The 16,939-nt window shown below is 74.0% G+C and carries 17 protein-coding genes and 2 pseudogenes; 10 read left to right on the top strand and 9 right to left on the bottom strand.

What is annotated here, in order from left to right:
• The 4 genes from ACWEQO_RS30945 to ACWEQO_RS30960 all read right to left on the bottom strand — a co-directional run.
• Positions 1 to 757: XdhC family protein (locus tag ACWEQO_RS30945; RefSeq protein ID WP_452986018.1), on the bottom strand; the 757-nt coding region annotated here is incomplete at its 3' end.
• Complete coding sequence (locus ACWEQO_RS30950) at positions 750 to 2,879, bottom strand: xanthine dehydrogenase family protein molybdopterin-binding subunit (RefSeq protein ID WP_361460236.1); 2,130 nt, start codon at positions 2,877 to 2,879, stop codon at positions 750 to 752. The genes ACWEQO_RS30950 and ACWEQO_RS30945, both read right to left, overlap by 8 nt.
• Positions 2,876 to 3,868: an FAD binding domain-containing protein gene (locus ACWEQO_RS30955; RefSeq protein ID WP_452986019.1), complete on the bottom strand. Its 993-nt coding sequence runs from the start codon at positions 3,866 to 3,868 to the stop codon at positions 2,876 to 2,878. The genes ACWEQO_RS30950 and ACWEQO_RS30955 overlap by 4 nt, the downstream gene beginning before the upstream one ends.
• On the bottom strand, positions 3,865 to 4,473 hold the full coding sequence (locus ACWEQO_RS30960; RefSeq protein ID WP_361460239.1) for a 2Fe-2S iron-sulfur cluster-binding protein: 609 nt from the start codon (positions 4,471 to 4,473) through the stop codon (positions 3,865 to 3,867). Before ACWEQO_RS30960 ends, ACWEQO_RS30955 begins: the two co-directional genes overlap by 4 nt.
• Positions 4,474 to 4,792: 319 nt before the next feature.
• On the opposite strand from ACWEQO_RS30960, the gene ACWEQO_RS30965 reads away from it, so the two are divergent.
• Entirely contained in the window at positions 4,793 to 5,392 is a 600-nt protein-coding gene (locus ACWEQO_RS30965; RefSeq protein WP_361460241.1) for a TetR/AcrR family transcriptional regulator, read from the top strand.
• A 114-nt stretch (positions 5,393 to 5,506) separates the two neighbouring features.
• On the opposite strand, the pseudogene ACWEQO_RS30970 reads toward ACWEQO_RS30965, so the two are convergent.
• Positions 5,507 to 5,707 (bottom strand): annotated as a pseudogene (locus ACWEQO_RS30970) (LysR family transcriptional regulator); the annotation flags it as partial.
• A 64-nt stretch (positions 5,708 to 5,771) separates the two neighbouring features.
• Between ACWEQO_RS30970 and ACWEQO_RS30975 the strand changes: the two are divergent.
• Positions 5,772 to 6,962: a CaiB/BaiF CoA transferase family protein gene (locus ACWEQO_RS30975; RefSeq protein WP_361460243.1), complete on the top strand. Its 1,191-nt coding sequence runs from the start codon at positions 5,772 to 5,774 to the stop codon at positions 6,960 to 6,962.
• Positions 6,963 to 7,023: 61 nt separating this feature from the next.
• Here the strand turns inward: ACWEQO_RS30975 and ACWEQO_RS30980 are convergent, their stop codons facing one another.
• Positions 7,024 to 7,683 carry a phosphoribosyltransferase gene (locus tag ACWEQO_RS30980; RefSeq protein ID WP_452986020.1) on the bottom strand — a complete coding sequence of 220 codons (660 nt, stop codon included), beginning with the start codon at positions 7,681 to 7,683 and terminating at the stop codon, positions 7,024 to 7,026.
• Positions 7,684 to 7,846: 163 nt separating this feature from the next.
• Between ACWEQO_RS30980 and ACWEQO_RS30985 the strand changes: the two genes are divergently transcribed.
• Positions 7,847 to 8,299: a YbhB/YbcL family Raf kinase inhibitor-like protein gene (locus ACWEQO_RS30985; protein WP_452986021.1), complete on the top strand. Its 453-nt coding sequence runs from the start codon at positions 7,847 to 7,849 to the stop codon at positions 8,297 to 8,299.
• 39 nt (positions 8,300 to 8,338) lie between these two features.
• Here ACWEQO_RS30985 and ACWEQO_RS30990 read toward each other — a convergent pair whose 3' ends face one another.
• Both ACWEQO_RS30990 and ACWEQO_RS30995 read right to left on the bottom strand, forming a co-directional pair.
• Positions 8,339 to 8,767 (bottom strand): VOC family protein, encoded by a 429-nt coding sequence (locus ACWEQO_RS30990; protein WP_452986022.1) that lies wholly within the window; start codon positions 8,765 to 8,767, stop codon positions 8,339 to 8,341.
• Positions 8,768 to 8,847: 80 nt separating this feature from the next.
• Complete coding sequence (locus ACWEQO_RS30995; RefSeq protein ID WP_452986023.1) at positions 8,848 to 9,723, bottom strand: aminoglycoside adenylyltransferase domain-containing protein; 876 nt, start codon at positions 9,721 to 9,723, stop codon at positions 8,848 to 8,850.
• A gap of 178 nt (positions 9,724 to 9,901) precedes the next feature.
• Here ACWEQO_RS30995 and ACWEQO_RS31000 point away from each other — a divergent pair, with 178 nt between their 5' ends.
• On the top strand, positions 9,902 to 10,339 hold the full coding sequence (locus ACWEQO_RS31000; protein ID WP_361460250.1) for a pyridoxamine 5'-phosphate oxidase family protein: 438 nt from the start codon (positions 9,902 to 9,904) through the stop codon (positions 10,337 to 10,339).
• A gap of 73 nt (positions 10,340 to 10,412) precedes the next feature.
• Positions 10,413 to 10,859 (top strand): type II toxin-antitoxin system PemK/MazF family toxin, encoded by a 447-nt coding sequence (locus ACWEQO_RS31005; RefSeq protein WP_452986024.1) that lies wholly within the window; start codon positions 10,413 to 10,415, stop codon positions 10,857 to 10,859.
• On the opposite strand, the pseudogene ACWEQO_RS31010 reads toward ACWEQO_RS31005, so the two are convergent.
• Positions 10,813 to 11,789: pseudogene (locus ACWEQO_RS31010) on the bottom strand (TIGR02452 family protein). The gene ACWEQO_RS31005 and the pseudogene ACWEQO_RS31010 sit on opposite strands and share 47 nt — an antisense overlap.
• 269 nt (positions 11,790 to 12,058) lie before the next feature.
• Here ACWEQO_RS31010 and egtA point away from each other — a divergent pair.
• The 5 genes from egtA to ACWEQO_RS31035 all read left to right on the top strand — a co-directional run bounded on the left by egtA (position 12,059) and on the right by ACWEQO_RS31035 (position 16,848).
• A complete protein-coding gene (gene egtA, locus ACWEQO_RS31015) occupies positions 12,059 to 13,420 on the top strand; it encodes an ergothioneine biosynthesis glutamate--cysteine ligase EgtA (RefSeq protein ID WP_452986025.1) in 1,362 nt (453 codons plus the stop codon).
• Complete coding sequence (gene egtB, locus ACWEQO_RS31020; protein ID WP_452986026.1) at positions 13,417 to 14,745, top strand: ergothioneine biosynthesis protein EgtB; 1,329 nt, start codon at positions 13,417 to 13,419, stop codon at positions 14,743 to 14,745. The genes egtA and egtB overlap by 4 nt, the downstream gene beginning before the upstream one ends.
• Complete coding sequence (egtC, locus tag ACWEQO_RS31025) at positions 14,745 to 15,548, top strand: ergothioneine biosynthesis protein EgtC (RefSeq protein ID WP_361460258.1); 804 nt, start codon at positions 14,745 to 14,747, stop codon at positions 15,546 to 15,548. Before egtB ends, egtC begins: the two co-directional genes overlap by 1 nt.
• Positions 15,545 to 16,507 (top strand): L-histidine N(alpha)-methyltransferase, encoded by a 963-nt coding sequence (gene egtD / locus ACWEQO_RS31030; protein ID WP_452986027.1) that lies wholly within the window; start codon positions 15,545 to 15,547, stop codon positions 16,505 to 16,507. The genes egtC and egtD overlap by 4 nt, the downstream gene beginning before the upstream one ends.
• 125 nt (positions 16,508 to 16,632) lie before the next feature.
• Positions 16,633 to 16,848, top strand: coding sequence for a dodecin (locus ACWEQO_RS31035; RefSeq protein WP_361460262.1), 216 nt, complete (start codon positions 16,633 to 16,635; stop codon positions 16,846 to 16,848).
• Positions 16,849 to 16,939: the final 91 nt, after the last annotated feature.

Genomic DNA, 16,939 nt, shown 5'->3' on the forward strand with positions numbered 1-16,939 from the left:
CGACGACGATCTCCTCGGCCTCCGGGAAGCGGGCCCGGGTGGCGAAGACGGCACGCGCGTCGCACACCGTGACCCGGTAGCCCAGGAACGCGCCGGCCCGGACCAGGGCCGCCGCGAAGTCGACCGCCCCGAAGACGATCATCCGGGGCGGCGGGACCGCCGACTCCACGAACAGGGTCAGACCACCGGGGCAGTGCGATCCGTCCGCCGAGAGGCCGACGGTGCCGGTGCGTCCGCCGTCCAGCAGGGCCCGCGCCTCGGCCGCCGCCGTCCGGTCCAGATCCGGGTGGCCGGCGAGACCCCCCTCGTACGACCCGTCGGAGTGCACGAGGAGTGCCCCGCCGAGTTGCTCGTCGGGGCCTTCGACGACCCGGACGAGCGCTCCCGGCTCGCCGCGGGCGGCCCTGGACAGGGCCTTTCGGAGCACCTCGCGGGCAGGAGCGCGCGCATCGACCGGGGTGACCATGATGTCGATGTTCCCGCCGCAGGTCAGACCCGCCGCGAAGGCGTCCTCGTCGCTGTACCCGAACCGTTCGCCCCTGGTCACGCCGTCCGCGAGCGCCTGGACGCACAGCTCGTACACCGCGCCCTCGACGCAACCGCCGGAGACCGAGCCGATCACCGTGCCCGCGCTGTCGACGGCGAGCGCCGCGCCGGGGCCGCGCGGTGCGCTGCCGCCCACCGACACCACGGTGGCGACGGAGAACTCCCGGCCCTCCTCCAGCCACTCGTGCAGCTCACCGGCGATGTCAAACACGCGGCCCGCCCGCGGTGAGGATCCGGTCCGGCCGGATGGGAAGCCGACGGTGCCGCACTCCGGTCGCGTGCCAGACCGCGTTGGCGACGGCGGCCGCGGCTCCCACGATGCCGACCTCGCCGATCCCCTTGATGCCGACCGGGTCGTCGGGGTCCGGATCGTCCACCCAGTCCGCCTCGACGACCGGCACGTCGGCGTTGGTGGCGACGTGATAACTCGCGAGGTCACCGCCGTAGTGGCGGCCGGAGGAGCGGTCACGGACCCCCTCCTCGTGCAGCGCCATGGAGATGCCCCAGACCATTCCGCCGACGAGTTGGCCGCGCGCGGTGAGCGGGTTGACGATCCGCCCGGCGGCGAACACCCCGAGCATCCGGCGCACCCGTACCTCGCCCGTGGTGACGTCCACGGCGACCTCGGCGAACTGCGCGCCGAAGGAGTGCCGTTCCTTCTGCTCCAGCGCACCGAGGGCCGCGGTGGTGTCGGAGCGCACGGTCACGCCCTCCGGCGGGACGGCGGCACCCGGCACCAGCCGCTCCCGCAGTTCGGCGGCCGCGACGGTGATCGCCCAGGCCCAGGAGCGGGTGCCCGTGGAACCTCCGGCGATCATCGCGGGGCCGAAGTCGCTGTCACCGATCCGCATCCGGATCCGCGCGGGCGCCACCCGGAGCGCGTCGGCGGCGACCAGGGTGAGCGCGGTACGGGCTCCGGTGCCGATGTCGGCCGCGGCGATCCGCACGGTGAAGGTGCCGTCCGGCTCCGCCGTCACCGCGGCCGTGGAGGGGCCGGCGCCGGCGGGGAAGGAGGCCGCGGCGGTACCGGTGCCGATCAGCAGGTTCCCTTCCCGGCGCACGCCCGGGCGCGGGTCCCGGGCCGCCCAGCCGAAGCGGCGGGCACCCTCCCGGAAGCAGGCGGTGAGGTTGCGGCCGCTGAACGGCAGCCCGGAGACCGGGCCGCGGTCGGGTTCGTTGCGCAGGCGCAGCTCGATCGGGTCGACGCCGCACTGCTCGGCGAGCTCGTCGAGCGCCGCCTCGAGCGCGAACGCGCCCGGTGCCTCGCCCGGCGCGCGCATCCAGGACGGCGACGGCACGTCCAGGCGCACCACCTCGTTCGCGGTGCGGTGGGCGGGGGCGTCGTACATCACCCGTGCCACGCCCGCGCTGGGCTCGACGAACTCCCAGACCGTCGACGTCTGGCTGAGCGAGCGGTGTTCCAGGGCGCGCAGCCGCCCGTCGGCGTCGGCGCCGAGCCTGATCCGCTGGACGGTGGGGCTGCGGTAGCCGGTGAGCGAGAACATCTGACGGCGGGTCAGCACCACCCGGACCGGGCGGCGCAGCGCGGTGGCGGCCATGACGGCGGACACCTGGTGGGCGCGCGGGCCCTTGCTGCCGAAGCCGCCGCCGACGTGCTCGGAGCGCACCCGCACGGCGGACGCGTCGAGGGAGAACATCCGGCGGAGTTCGTCGGCGACCCAGGTGGTGCCCTGGTTGGAGTCGACGACCTCGAGCCGTCCGCCGTCCCACAGGGCGGTCGCCGCGTGCGGTTCCATCATGCTGTGGTGCTCTTCGGGAGTGGTGTACTCGACGTCCAGGACGTGGGCGGACGCGGCGAGTTCGGCCTCCAGATCGCCTTTCTCCGTCACCCCGGGCATGTGCCCGTCCACCGGGTACGCGTCCGGGCGGTCTCCGGAGAACGCGATGTCGTGCGGCTCCTGTTCGTACGTCACGACGAGTGCTTCGGCGGCCTCCCGGGCCTGCTCGGACGTCTCGGCGACGACGAGCGCGACGGGCCAGCCCGCGTGCGGGACACGGTCGTTCTGGAAGACGGCGGCGGTCGGGTCCGGCGGGACGCCCAGCAGGCCGATGTAGTCGGTCTCCAGGCGGGGGGCGTTTCGGTGGTGCAGCACGGTGAGCACGCCCGGCATGCCGAGGACGGGAGCGGTCTCGACGGACCTGATCCGGCCGCGGGCGATGGTGGACAGCACCAGCCAGCCGTGGGCCAGTCCGTCGAAGGGGATCTCGCCCGCGTAGCGGGCGGCTCCGGTCACCTTCTCGCGGCCCTCCACGCGGGTGTGGGCGGTTCCGACGGCGCCCGTCACCGTCGCACGGCCGGTCGTGGTGGTCATCGGGCGGTCTCCTCGGCGAGTTCGGACAGGACGGACACCACGAGGTTGCGCATGAGCGTCACCTTGTAGGCGTTGCCGGGCAGCGGCCGGGCCGCCGCGAGTTCGGCGTCGGCCGCCGCGGCGAAGCAGTCGGCATCCGCCGGGGCCCCGGTCAGTACGCGTTCGGCCTCACGGGCCCGCCACGGCCGGGACGCGACCGCGCCGAAGGCGAGACGCGCCTCGCGCACGACGCCGTTGCTCACGTCGAGGGCGGCGGCGATCGAGCCGATCGCGAAAGCGTACGAGGCGCGTTCGCGCACCTTGCGGTAGCGGGAGTGGGCGGCAATCGGTGCGGGCGGCAGCGTGACACCGGTGACGAGGGCGCCCTGCGGCAGGGCCGTCTCCCGGTGCGGGCTGTCGCCGACCGGCAGGTAGAAGTCGGTGACGGGCAACTCGCCCGGCCCGTCGGCGGTCCGGTAGGTGACGACGGCGTCGAAGGCGGTGAGCGCCACGCCCATGTCGGAGGGGTGGACGGCGACGCAGTGCTCGGAGGCGCCCAGGATGGCGTGGTTGTGGTGCTCGCCCTCGACGGCGGGGCAACCGCTGCCGGGGTCCCGCTTGTTGCAGGGCTGGGTCACGTCGGTGAAGTAGCCGCAGCGAGTGCGCTGGAGCAGATTTCCGCCGACGGTGGCCATGTTGCGCAGCTGTCCCGAGGCGCCGGCGAGCACGGCCTGGGTCAGCGCCGGCCAGCGGCGCCGTACCTCGGGATGGGCGGCGAGGTCGCTGTTGGTGACGGTGGCGCCGATGTGCAGCCCGCCGTCACCGGTCGACTCGATCCGGTTCAGGGGAAGTTCGCGTACGTCGACGAGCCGGGCGGGGCGTTCGACGCCGGTCTTCATCAGGTCGACGAGATTGGTTCCGCCGCCGAGGTAACGGGCGTCGGGGTCGGCGCCGAGCAGGGCGACCGCGCCGGGGACGTCCTCGGCGCGACGGTAGTCGAACTCCCTCATGCGGCGGCCTCCTCGGCCCCGGCGCGGTCCGTGGTCCGGGTCCGGTCCGGGTCTTCGACGGGTGCGGTGGGCCCGGTGCGCTCGGCGGCCGCGCGGGCGACCGCCTCGACGATCGACACGTAGGCGCCGCAGCGGCAGAGGTTTCCGCTCATCCGTTCGCGGATCTCCTGGGGGCTCAGGGGTGGTGGTCCCGCCTCGGGCCGCACGTCGGCGGTGACGGCGCTGGGCCAGCCCGCGGCGTGCTCCTCGATCACGGCGACGGCGGAGCAGATCTGGCCGGGCGTGCAGTAGCCGCACTGGAAGCCGTCCAGGTCGAGGAAGGCCTGCTGCACGGGGTGCAGCCGTTCCCCGTCGGCGACGCCCTCCACGGTGGTGATCTCCCGTTCCTGCGCCGCCACGGCCAGTTGCAGGCAGGACACGGTCCGGCGCCCGTCGACCAGGACGGTGCAGGCACCGCACTGTCCCTGGTCGCAGCCTTTCTTGGTGCCGGTGAGATCGAGGCGCTCGCGCAGGGCGTCGAGCAGGGTGGTGCGGTGGTCGAGGGAGAGGGTGTGCTTCTCGCCGTTGATGTTCAAAGTGACGGTGCTGGACGTCGAGGGGGCCATGAACAGCCTTCTTTCGCGGATCCGGGCAGACCGAACAGGGTCCTCCGGAAGGCGGACGAGTCAGGACAGCGGTCAGAGGGTCGGAGAAGGGCATCGGGCACACGGGAGAGGAACGGAACCGTGCCGGGGGGTGGATGCGGGGACGCCGGCCGCCCCCGGGCGCACCGGCATACCGGTCGGTCCTCCCGCACCGTCCGCGGCCACCGATACGATGCGCCGAAGCGGACGGCTGTCCGTTACTCGAAAAACCGTAACGGACAGCTGTCCGGTTAACAAGGACGGCTTTCGGCCACGGCCGCCCGCCGAGGAGGACCGACGAGTGGGGCAGGAGAACGAGGCGTCTCCCCGCGCGCAGGCACCGTTGCGTGCGGACGCCCGGCGCAACCGCGAGCGCATTCTGGAGGTGGCCCTCGCCGAGCTGACTCGCTCGGCCGACACCCCGCTGAGTGTGATCGCCAGGAAGGCGGGCGTCGGGCAGGGCACGCTCTACCGGAACTTCCCCAGCCGTGAGGCGCTCGTCCTGGAGATCTACCGGCATGAGATGTGCCAGGTCGCCGACAGCGCCGCCCGGTTGCTGGAGACCCGGGAACCCGACCGGGCGCTGCGCGAGTGGATGGACCGGCTCGCCCTCTTCGCCATGACCAAGGCCGGACTCGCCGACGCCATCCGGCAGGCCACCGGCGCTCCGGGCAGCCCGGCGAAGCCGGGCCACACCCCGGTGACCGATGCGGCCGACCGTCTGTTGCGCGCCTGCGAGGAGGCCGGGTCCATCCGGCCCGGGGTGAGCGCGGACGACCTCACTCTGGCGATCGGCGGCCTCTGGCAGCTCGACCCCACCGGGGACTGGCGACCACAGGCCGCCCGGCTGCTGGACCTCATCATGGACGGGCTGCGCACGGGGGCACCCGGACGGCGGTAGGCCGCGACGGGCGACCGGGACCCGTCCGGCGGATCAGGTCGCAGGGCCTCGGCGGCACCGGTCGCCCGCCCTGCCGCTCGGCCCCGGCCCGCTGCCCGACCCCGGCCGGTGCTGGGCGACGGCCGTCGGCGCCAGCTCCCGTAGTTCACGCAGGGCGGCCTCGATCGCCGGGCGGGCGTGGGCGCCTCCTCGCGTGCAGGTCAGCAGTTTGCGGTGCGGGTTGCCCGTGCAGCGCACACGGGTGATCGGCAGGTGCGGGGTCAGCTGAGCCAGCCGCGGAATCAGGGCGACGCCCAGCCCGTGCGCGACGAGGTGGAACGGGCGCCCGTTGACAGGCCGCTCGCCTCGGCCGTACTAATCGGGGAGGTGAGCGGAGGGCGTGGACGTGCAGAGACATCCCCTGGCCGGGGTCACGGTGGTCAGTCTGGAGCAGGCCGTGGCCGCGCCGTACGCCACCCGGCAGCTCGCCGACCTCGGCGCCCGTGTGATCAAGGTGGAGCGGCCGGGCGAGGGGGACTTCGCCCGTCGCTACGACACCACCGTCCACGGTCACTCCAGCTACTTCGTGTGGCTCAACCGCTCCAAGGACTCCCTCACGCTGAACCTCAAGGATCCGCGGGGCCGGGAGATCCTGCACCGGCTCCTCGCCGGTGCCGACGTGTTCGTGCAGAACCTGGCACCGGGCGCGGCAGGCCGGCTCGGCCTGGGCGCCGACGAACTCGCCCGGCGCCACCCCCGGCTGATCCCCTGCACCATCTCCGGCTACGGCACGAGTGGTCCCTGGGCCGACCGCAAGGCGTACGACCTGCTGGTGCAGTGCCAGACGGGTCTGGTGTCGCTGACCGGGACTCCGGACGGCACCGCCCGGACCGGTATCTCGGTGGCCGACATCGCCGCCGGGATGTACGCGTACAGCGGTGTCCTCACCGCGCTGTACACCCGCGCGACCACCGGCACCGTCCACCCCGTGGAGGTGTCGCTGTTCGAGGCGCTCGCCGAGTGGATGGGCCAGCCCGCCTACTACACCCGCCACGGCGGCGCCCAGCCCCCGCGGCTGGGCACCCAGCACGCCACGATCGCCCCGTACGGGACGTACCCGGCCGCCGACGGGCACGAGGTGCTGTTCTCCGTCCAGAACGAGCGCGAGTGGGCTGCCCTGTGCACGGAGTTCCTGGGCCGCCCCGAGCTGGCCGAGGATCCCCGCTTCGCCACCGGTTCCGCCCGGGTGGCGCACCGCGAGGAGCTCAACGCCGTCATCGCCGAGCGCTGCGCCCGCTCCGGCGCCGAGGAGCTGCTGGAGGAGCTGGAGGCCGCCGGCATCGCCTGCGCCGGGGTCAACGACGTCGCCGCCTTCCTCGACCACCCGGTCCTCGCCGCCCGCGACCGCTGGCGCGAGGTGGCCGTGCCCGGAGCGACCGTTCAGGCCCTGCTTCCACCGGCCGACCTCGCGGGCCTGCCGCCCCGCATGGACCCGGTGCCGGCGGTCGGCGAACACACGGAGGCGATCCTCACCGAACTGGGCCACTCCCCCGCCGAGATCGGCGCCCTGCGCGCGGACGACGTCGTCTGAACGGGTGCCGTCGTCCGAGCGGGCGGCGTCGTCCGAGCGGGCGGCGGCATCCGCTTCGCGCCTACGGACCGGCCGCCCCCTGGCGCCGGTGCAGCGCCGTCAGCACGTCCTCGTCCGTCAGCTGGTCGAAGTCCGCGTACCACTCGCCCACGGCCATGAAGCCGGCGGGCCGGTGCGGGCAGACCACCTCGTCGGCCTCGGCGCGCATCCGTTCGACGCTCTCCGGGGAACCGACCGGGACGGCCAGCACGACCCGGGCGGGCGCCTGACGCCGTACGAACCGGAGCGCGGCGCGGGCCGTGGAACCGGTCGCCAGACCGTCGTCGACGACGATCACGGTACGTCCCCGCAGCTCGGGGGCGGGCCGGCCCTGGCGGTAGAGCTGTTCACGGCGTCGCAGTTCGACGCGCTCCCGCTCGACCACGGAATCCAGATCGGTCTCGCTCAGGCCCAGCGCCCGCAGGGTGGACGGATCGAACAGGGGCACCTCGTCACCGGCCATCGCCCCGACGCCCACCTCCCGGTGGAAGGGGGCGCCGATCTTCCGGACGACGAGCACGTCGAGCGGCGCCTCGAGCGCCTCGGCGATCTCGTGGCCCACGGGGACGCCACCGCGGGGCAGGGCGAGGACCACGGGCTCGGGCAGCGCGCCGTCGCCCCGCATCCCGCGCAGCCTCTCGGCGAGTTCCCGGCCGGCTTCCCGTCGATCACGGAACAGCATGACGGACGCCCCTCTCCGCACCGGTCTCCGCACCGGGGACGGCTCCCCCCGGCGCGGCTCCCGCGTACCCCGTCGCGGACGGTCCGAAGCACGCTCCACCGACGAACCTCCCGCGCCGGTCCAGGAGCGCATGCCCGGGGGACGAGGGGGTACCCCGGGGCGCATGACCGGTATCGACATCGGCAGTGACGCCTTCGACGACCACACGTTCATCGCCCGGCGGCACGCGTACGAGGCGGCGAACGTCTCGCCGCCGCTGGCCTGGAGCGGCGTGCCGGACGACGCGGCGGAGCTGGTCCTGCTGTGCGAGGACCCCGACGCGCCGTCGGGGACGTTCGTGCACTGGATCGTCGTGGGCATCGACCCGCACAGCGGCGGCGTCGGCGCGGGGCAGAGTCCGCCGCGGGGCACCGCGCTGGTCAACGGCTACGGGGAGCGCGGCTGGGGCGGGCCGCATCCGCCGCCCGGGGACGACGCGCACCACTACGTCTTCCGGCTCTACGCCCTCGCCGAGCCGTGTGTGCTGCCCGACGCGCCCCGCGCGGAGCAGGTGCACGAGGTCGTGGACAGGACCCGGATCGCCGACGGCACCCTGGTGGGGCTGTACCGGCGCTGAGCCCTCCCCTCCCTCCGGGCCACACCGCCCGCCCGGTGCTCAGAGCGCTCCGGGGACCTCCTCCGTGACGCCGTTCAGCGGCGACGCCGGGTCGCTGCCGTAGGGGCGGGTGATCACTTCCAGACCGTGTCCGGCCGGATCGCGGAAGTACACGCCGCGCCCGCCGTCATTGCGGTTGATCCGGCGCGGGTACCGGCCGTGCGGATCGGCCTGGACGGGAACCCCGGCCTCCACGAGCCGGCCGAGGACCGAGCCGAACTCGTCCTCGGAGACGAGGAAGGCATAGTGCTGCACGGGAATGTCGGCGTCGATGGTCGCGAAGTCCAGCGTGACGCCGTTGGCCGTCGTCACCGGCAGGAACATCCCGGCCGGTTCGCCGACCTCCAGTCCCAGGATCCGGGCGAGGAAACGGGCGGACTTCTCCCGGTCGCGGGTCAGGACGATGGTGTGGTTGAACTCGACTGACACGGTTTCAATGCCTCCACGGGCATCCGCGGCGCCTCCATGCCTCACCCTGCCGGTGACCGACACGCGATGCCGCACGGGGATCATAGGCAGCCCGGTCGGCCGTCGTCGAGGTGCTCCTCGAGGTCCCGCCGCCTACGGGCCTCCATGGCCCCGTCGACGCGGGCGGCCACCTGCTCCAGGAAGCGGCGGACATCGGCGGCCGGCAGCGGGAGCGCGGCCCCGCGGGGGCGTTCGAAACTGTGCAGCGCGGCCTCGACGAGGGGTCGGAAAGCGGTCCCGGAGCCGACGACCGCCTCCGCCGCCCTGCGTTTGGGGAGCCACTGGCCGGTGCGGCAGAACACCAGGGTGCGGCAGCCGTTGAGCACCCTGTTGTCCGCCAGGTGGCCCTCTCCGTCGGCGTGCTCGCGGACGGAGGCCCGCAGCGCGGTGAGCAGTGCGGCGCGGGGCGGCTCGGCGATCACCTCCCGGGCCGGCCTGCCGAACAGCCGGCGTCCGGCCCGCAAGGCGATGGAGCGGTCGATGACGTACCAGAAGTCCGCGGACTCCACCGGGTCGAAACTCACCTTCTCGGGCAGCTCCGCCCCGGTGTCGAGGTCCAGCAGATAGCCGGCCCCGCCCTCCCCCGCCCCGGCCACGGTGTCGGAGGCGTGGACGACCAGTTCCAGCCCGGCGGCGGGACACGGCAGTGCGGAGTGGCTGAGCGTCCCGGCCAGTTCGTGCAGTGCCCGGCCGGGCAGGGACGGGTCCACCACGACCATGACGTCGACGTCACTGCGCCCGTGCAGGTAGTCGCCGAGGGCGATCGAACCGATCGCGAGGACGCTCACCAGGTGAGGACCGCAGACGGTGCGGATGCGACGTACCTGCTCCTCCAGATAGGGACGGAGCTCGGCGGGCACGGGCTGCGGGGAGGCGGGGGGACCGGGAGAGCAGAAAGGGGCCGGGGTGCGGGCCATACGCTCAGTGTCCCCGGCGGGGAGCGACCGCCCCACGGTGCCGCACGGCAGGGCCCGGCCGTCCCTGCCGGACCCCACCGGCCTCCGGGGTACCCGCCGGGACCGTTTTCAAGCACCGGCGGCTCATCAGGGCCGTCCGGCCCTAGCTCCGGTGGTTTCCGCCGCCGACGATGGACTGATGTTCCAGAGCGATGGCTTCCGCGCACTCGATCGCCAGGAGTGCCTGCGCCTGCTGGCCAAGGTGCCGGTGGGGCGCGTCGTATACACCCGGCATGCGCTGCCTGCGGTCCTCCCGGTCAACTTCTCCCTGGACACGGACTCCTCCGTGCTGCTGTGCACCTCGCGGGACTCCGACCTGGTGCGCGCGATCGACGGTGTCGTGGTGGCCTTCGAGGCCGACGACTTCCAGGCCGAGCTGCGGGCCGGCTGGAGCGTGGTGATCACCGGCCGGGCCGCCGTGGTGACCGACCCCGCCGAGCACGAGCGGCTGCTGCGGAACGGTCCCGACACCTGGATGCCGATGCGGGACGGGGTGTTCGTACGGATCGAGGCCGGCATGGTCTCGGGGCGGGAACTCACGGGCCTGGGCGTGCACGGCGCCGCGCCGACCGCCTGAGACCGCCGGGCCACCGGCCCGGTGCCGCACGGCAGTTGATCACGGGTCCGGGGGCATCCCGTACGGTACGCCTGTGACCGAGTACAGCACTGAGGAAGCCCCGGGGCGCTTCGGCCCCACCGCCACCGTCGAGGCCGGGCCCGGCGAGGTGGGCCGGGTGCGCACGGAGTACTCGCCCGCGCACGACGGTGACCCCGATCCCGGGGAGATCGTCTGGACCTGGGTTCCCTACGAGGAGAACGACGGCCGGGGCAAGGACCGTCCGGTGCTCGTCGTCGCCCGTGAGGCGGCCGGAACCGTTCTCGCCGTGCAGCTGTCGAGCAGGCGGCGCGACGGGGACCGGGACTGGGTGCCGATCGGCAGCGGGCCGTGGGACCGGTCGGGCCGGGATTCGTGGGTCGCCGTCGACCGGGTGCTGCGGCTGCACGAGGACGGCATGCGCCGCGAGGCCTGCGCCCTGGACCGGATGCGGTTCAATCTGGTGCGTCACCGGTTGCGGGAGCGGTACGGCTGGAGCTGACCTCCGCCGGATCCGCGGTGTCCGCGGTGTGCGCCGCCAGATCCGCGAACGTCCGGTCGAAGGCCCCGCAGATCGCGCCCCCGCGCGTGCGGTCCGGGATCCCGAAGACCACGTGCTCGAAGGCTCCCGCGAACCGGCCGCCCGGCTCCAGCAGCGCCCGGAACGCGGCCGCCACCCGCCGCGCGGGGTCGTTGCGGAAGACCCCGCAGCCCCAGGCGCCCGGCACCAGCCGCCGGTGGCCGACCGCCACGGCGGTCTCCAGCACCCGCTCGCCCGGACGGCCAGGGCGCCGGGCACCTCGCCCGCGCGCTCCGGCGCCGTCCGGAGGATGACGCCCGTGTTCGGCGCGGGCGAGGTGAGGAAGCCCGCCCGGAACGGTTCCTCGAGGAGCCGGCCGCGGTCGTCGCGGAAGACGGGCACGGCGGGTGAGTGGATCACCCGGTCGGAGTAGAACGGGTCACGGTGGGTCCGGTGGTGGTCGTAGTACTCCGGTGCCCGCAGCAGGCAGGTGTGGAGCGCGGAGGCCCGGCACAGCGCCTCCTCCTGGGCCTGCGCGCCGTTGAGGTAGCCGCCGCCGGGGGTGGGGGCGCCTCCCTGCTCGAACGAAGCTGAGAGCTTGGGGATCGCGGAGGCGAAGTTCAGCACTCCCGGCTCCCGGCGCGGCTCGTCCGGCCCCGCGTCTCCCGCGAGCCGGCGCGCGGCCTCCAGGCCGCTCTCCCCGGTGACCTCGATCCGGGTCCTGACCGGGGAGACCCGCTCCGGGGCCTCCTCCGGGGCCCGCACCGGCTCCGGCCCGTACATCCGGGTCCCGTCCCGGGCGGCCCGGAAGGCCGCCGCGAGGCGTACCTCGCGGCCGCTCGGAGCGCGGTGGGTCCCGGCCGCCACGATCTGCTCGGCCTCGCGCGCGATGCCGCGCAGACGCGCGCTCACGCCGCAACCCCCGTACGCTCCGTGACCGCGCGCCCCGCGAATCCCCTCACCGACATCCCCACCGGCTCCCCGTGATCTCCCCGCCGTGCCCGTACGAGCATCGTGAGCGATGCTGGTGAGGCGACGCAACGGGGTTTTCCCGCACCCGGGACGCCCCACCGGGCGCTCTTGTGCCGAGCGTCGCGAGGGTTTTGGGTGGACGAGTTGAAGCCGGACGGGACCGAAGGACCCCGGCCGGCGACATGGAGGTATCTCAGGAGGATCCCCACATGTCCGATTCGGCAAGTGGCCATACCGGGCCACGTCCCGCCGTCACCGAAGCCGAGGTGGATGCGCTGGTCCGCGGCATCTGCTTCAAGACCGGACCGCCGCGCCGCCTCGGAGTCGAGGTGGAATGGCTCGTCCACGAGCTGCGCGCCCCGCAGCTCCCCGTGACATCCGAACGACTCGAAGCGGCCTACGCCGCACTGCGGACCGTGCCCCTGAGTTCGGCGCTCACCGTCGAACCCGGCGGCCAGCTGGAGCTCAGCTCGCCGCCCGCCGCCTCCCTCATGGAGTGCGTCGACACCGTCCGCGCCGACCTCGACGCCGTCCGCGCGGTACTGCGCGAGGACGATCTCACCCTCGTCGGTCTCGGCCACGATCCCTGGCACACACCACGCCGGTTCCTGCGCGAACCGCGCTACGACGCCATGGAGGCCTGCCTGGACCGCACCGGCCCCGCCGGCCGCGCCATGATGTGCACCTCCGCGTCCGTGCAGGTGTGCCTGGACGCCGGGTACGAGGAGCCCGGCCCCCTCGGCCATGTGCGGCGCTGGTGGCTGGCGCACCAGCTCGGCGCGGTCCTGGTCGCCGTGTTCGCCAACTCCCCGCTGGCCGGGCACCGGCCGACCGGCTGGCTGTCCACCCGGCAGCTGCGCTGGGCGCAGATCGGCACCGGCCGCGCGGGCGGCCCCGTGCTGGACTCCGATCCGCGCGCGGCCTGGGCCCGCCACGTCCTGGACGCGCCGGTGATGTGCGTACGGCGCGACGGCGGCCCGTGGGACGTGCCGAAGGGGCTGACCTTCCGTGAGTGGACCAGGTCCAGGGTGCCCAGGGCGCCGACCCGGGACGATCTCGACTACCACGTGACGACGCTGTTCCCGCCGGTCAGGCCGCGCGGTCACCTGGAGCTGCGGATGATCGACGCCCAGCCCGGTGACGACGGCTGGATCGTGCCGCTGGCCGTGACGGCGGCGCTGTTCGACGATCCGGAGGCCGCCGAGACCGCCTACCGGGCGGTGAAGCCGCTGGCCGAGCGGACCCACGGGATGCCTGCGCCGCACAATCCGCTGTGGCGGGACGCGGCCCGCGGCGGCCTGGCCGATCCGGAGCTGCGCGAGGTGGCCACCGCCTGCTTCGCCGCGGCCCTGCGGGCGCTGCCCCGGCTGGGCGCCACGACCGGGGTCGTGGACGCGGTGGCGGGGTACCGGGACCGCTATGTCGCCCGGGGCCGCTGCCCCGCCGACGACCTGCTCGACACCCTGCGCGGTGCCGTCACCGCCCGCGCCGACGGCACCGCCGTGTCCGGCGCGCGCACGCACCCGCACACGCACGGAGTGCCTCCGCACGGGAAGGACACCCGCTCATGACCGCCCCCGCCCCCGACTCCGAAGCCCTGCGCGAGCGCGCGGTCGCCGCGCTGATCACCGCGCGCGACCGGACCACCCTGCTGACCGGCTGTGTCGAGGAACCCGAGCTGACCGCCCAGCACTCGCCGCTGATGTCGCCCCTGGTGTGGGACCTCGCCCACATCGGCAACCAGGAGGAGCAGTGGCTGTTGCGGGCCGTCGCCGGGCAGGAGGCGATACGGCCCGAGATCGACAGCGTCTACGACGCCTTCGAGCACCCGCGTGCCGAGCGGCCGCGGCTGCCGCTGCTGCCTCCCGAGGAGGCCCGCCGCTACGTCGCGGACGTGCGCGGCCGGGCGCTGGACGTGCTGGAGGCCACCGCGTTCCACGGCGAGCGGCTGACCGAGGCGGGCTTCGCCTTCGGGATGATCGCGCAGCACGAACAGCAGCACGACGAGACGATGCTGATCACCCATCAGTTGCGCAGGGGGCCGCAGGCGCTGACCGCCCCGGACCCGGAGCCGGTGCCGCTGTTCACCGGCCCGTCCGAAGTGCTGGTCCCCGGCGGCCCGTTCACCATGGGCACCTCCGACGAGCCGTGGGCGCTGGACAACGAACGCCCGGCGCACCGGCGCGAGGTGGCGCCGTTCCACATCGACACCACCCCGGTGACCAACGCCGCCTACCAGGCGTTCGTCGAGGACGGCGGCTACAACGACCCGCGCTGGTGGACCGCCCGGGGCTGGGACCACATCCGCCGGAACTCCGTCACCGCCCCGCTGTTCTGGCAGCGGGACGGCGCCCCCGGCACGGGGCGGTGGCTACGGCGCCGCTTCGGTGTCACCGAGGCCGTGCCGCCCGACGAGCCCGTGCTGCACGTGTGCTGGTACGAGGCCGACGCGTACGCGCGCTGGGCCGGGCGCCGGCTGCCCACCGAGGCCGAGTGGGAGAAGGCCGCCCGCCACGACCCGGCCGGCGGCCGCTCGGCGCGCTACCCCTGGGGCGACGCCGAACCCGGCCCGGAGCACGCCAACCTCGGCCAGCGGCACCTGCGGCCCGCGCCCGCGGGGAGCTATCCGGCCGGTGAGTCGCCGCTCGGGGTGCGCCAGTTGATCGGCGACGTGTGGGAGTGGACGTCGAGCGACTTCCTGCCGTACCCGGGGTTCAGGGCGTTCCCGTACAAGGAGTACTCGGAGGTGTTCTTCGGGTCCGGGTACAAGGTGCTGCGCGGCGGTTCGTTCGCGGTGGACGCGGTGGCCTGCCGGGGCACGTTCCGCAACTGGGACCACCCCGTCCGGCGGCAGATCTTCTCCGGCTTCCGCACGGCACGATCGGAGAGCGCCTGATGTGTCGTCACCTCGCGTACGTGGGGCCCGAGGAACCGCTCGGCCGACTCCTCGTGGGCCCGCCGCACGGGCTGTACCGCCAGTCGTGGGCGCCCCGGCGCCAGCGGTACGGAACGGTCAACGCCGATGGTTTCGGGGTGGGCTGGTACGCGCCGGGGGACCCGGTGCCGGCCCGGTACCGCAGGGGCGGGCCCATCTGGGCGGACCTGTCGTTCGCCGATCTCGCCCGGGTCGTCCGCACCCCGGCGCTGCTCGCCGCCGTACGGGACGCGACCCTGTCGGGCGCGGACGGCGAGGCCGCGGCGGCCCCGTTCGCCGCGGGGATCTGGCTGTTCAGCCACAACGGCGCCGTACGGGGCTGGCCGGGCACGCTCGCGCCGCTCGCCGGGTCCCTGCCCGCCGAGGACGTGCTGTCGCTGGAGGCCCGCAGCGACTCCGCGTTCGTGTGGGCCCTCGTGCTCGCCCGGCTGCGGGCCGGGGAACCCGAGGGGCAGGCGCTGGCCGACACCGTGCTGGAGGTCGCCGCGGCGGCCCCCGGCTCCCGGCTCAACCTGCTGCTCACCCAGGGCGACACGGTCACCGCGACCGCGTGGGGCGACACCTTGTGGTACCTCGCCCGGCCGGGCGGCGGCACCGTCGTCGCCTCGGAGCCCTACGACGACGATCCGCACTGGTGCGAGGTCCCCGACCGCACGCTGCTGGCGGCGAGCCGCACCGACGTGCTGCTCACCCCGATCGAGGAGCCGGACGAGGTCCTGGCGCCCACCGACCCATCGGCACCCCTGAAGGAGCTCCGCACGTGAGTCCGTTCCTGCTCACCCGCACCCTGCCCGAGGACGCCACCGACGCTGCCCTGCGCGCCGACGTCCTCCGGGGCCTGAGCGGCAGGCCGAGGACGCTGCCGCCGAAGTGGTTCTACGACGCGTACGGCAGTGAGCTGTTCGAAGAGATCACCGAGCTGCCCGAGTACTACCCGACGCGGGCCGAACGCGAGATCCTGCTCGCCCGCTCCGGTGAGATCGCCGCGGCGGCCGGCGCCCGCACCCTGATCGAACTGGGCTCCGGCTCCTCGGAGAAGACCCGTCACCTGATCGACGCCCTGACCTCACTGCACACCTACGTCCCCGTCGACGTCAGCGAGAGCGCCCTGACCCGGGCGGGGCAGGCGCTCGTCGCCGAGCGGCCGGACCTCGCGGTGCACGCGCTGATCGCCGACTTCACCGGCCGGATGACGCTGCCCGACACCCCGGGGCCGCGCCTGGTGGCGTTCCTCGGGGGCACGATCGGCAATCTGCTGCCCGCCGAGCGGGCCGCGTTCCTGGCCTCCGTCCGCGGACTGCTCGCCCCGGGGGACGCGCTGCTGCTGGGCACGGACCTGGTCAAGGACGAGAAGACACTGGTCCGGGCGTACGACGACGCGGCCGGGGTGACGGCCGCCTTCAACAAGAACGTCCTGACCGTGATCAACCGGGAGTTGGGCGCCGACTTCGATCCGGCGGCCTTCGACCACGTGGCCGTGTGGGACGCCGGGCGCGAGTGGATCGAGATGCGGCTGCGCTCGCGCGGGGCGCAGACGGTGAAGGTCCCCGCGCTCGGTCTCGCCGTCGACTTCGACGCGGGCGAGGAACTGCGCACCGAGGTCTCGGCGAAGTTCCGCAAGGAGGGAGTACGGGAGGAACTCGGTGCAGCGGGAATGGAGTTGGACCGATGGTGGACGGACGAGGAGGAACGGTTCGCGCTGTCGCTGAGCAGGGCGCGTTGACCTGCCGGGGGGCCTGGAGGGCCGACGTCTCGCGGTACGCCACGACTTGAGGCACGGTGGAGTGACGTGTGGCATCAGGAGGCGTCCCGCGTACCGGTGGGAGCCGCCGTCGAGAGGAGCACCGCATGTCGAACCACACCTACCGGGTCACGGAGATCGTCGGCACCTCGCCCGACGGCGTGGACCAGGCCGTTCGCAACGGTGTCGAGCGCGCCTCCCAGACCCTGCGCAACCTGGACTGGTTCGAGGTGACCCAGGTGCGCGGCCAGATCGAGGAGGGCCGGATCGCGCACTGGCAGGTGGGCCTGAAGGTCGGCTTCCGCCTGGACGAGACGGACTGAGCCCGCTCCGGAGGGGAACGGCCCCGCCCCGGGGCGGGGCCGTCCGGCGGGTGCTTCCCGCCGTCGGTCGCACCGTCCGGCCCGGACGGGG

The sequence above is a fragment of the Streptomyces sp. NPDC004051 genome (assembly GCF_053604275.1).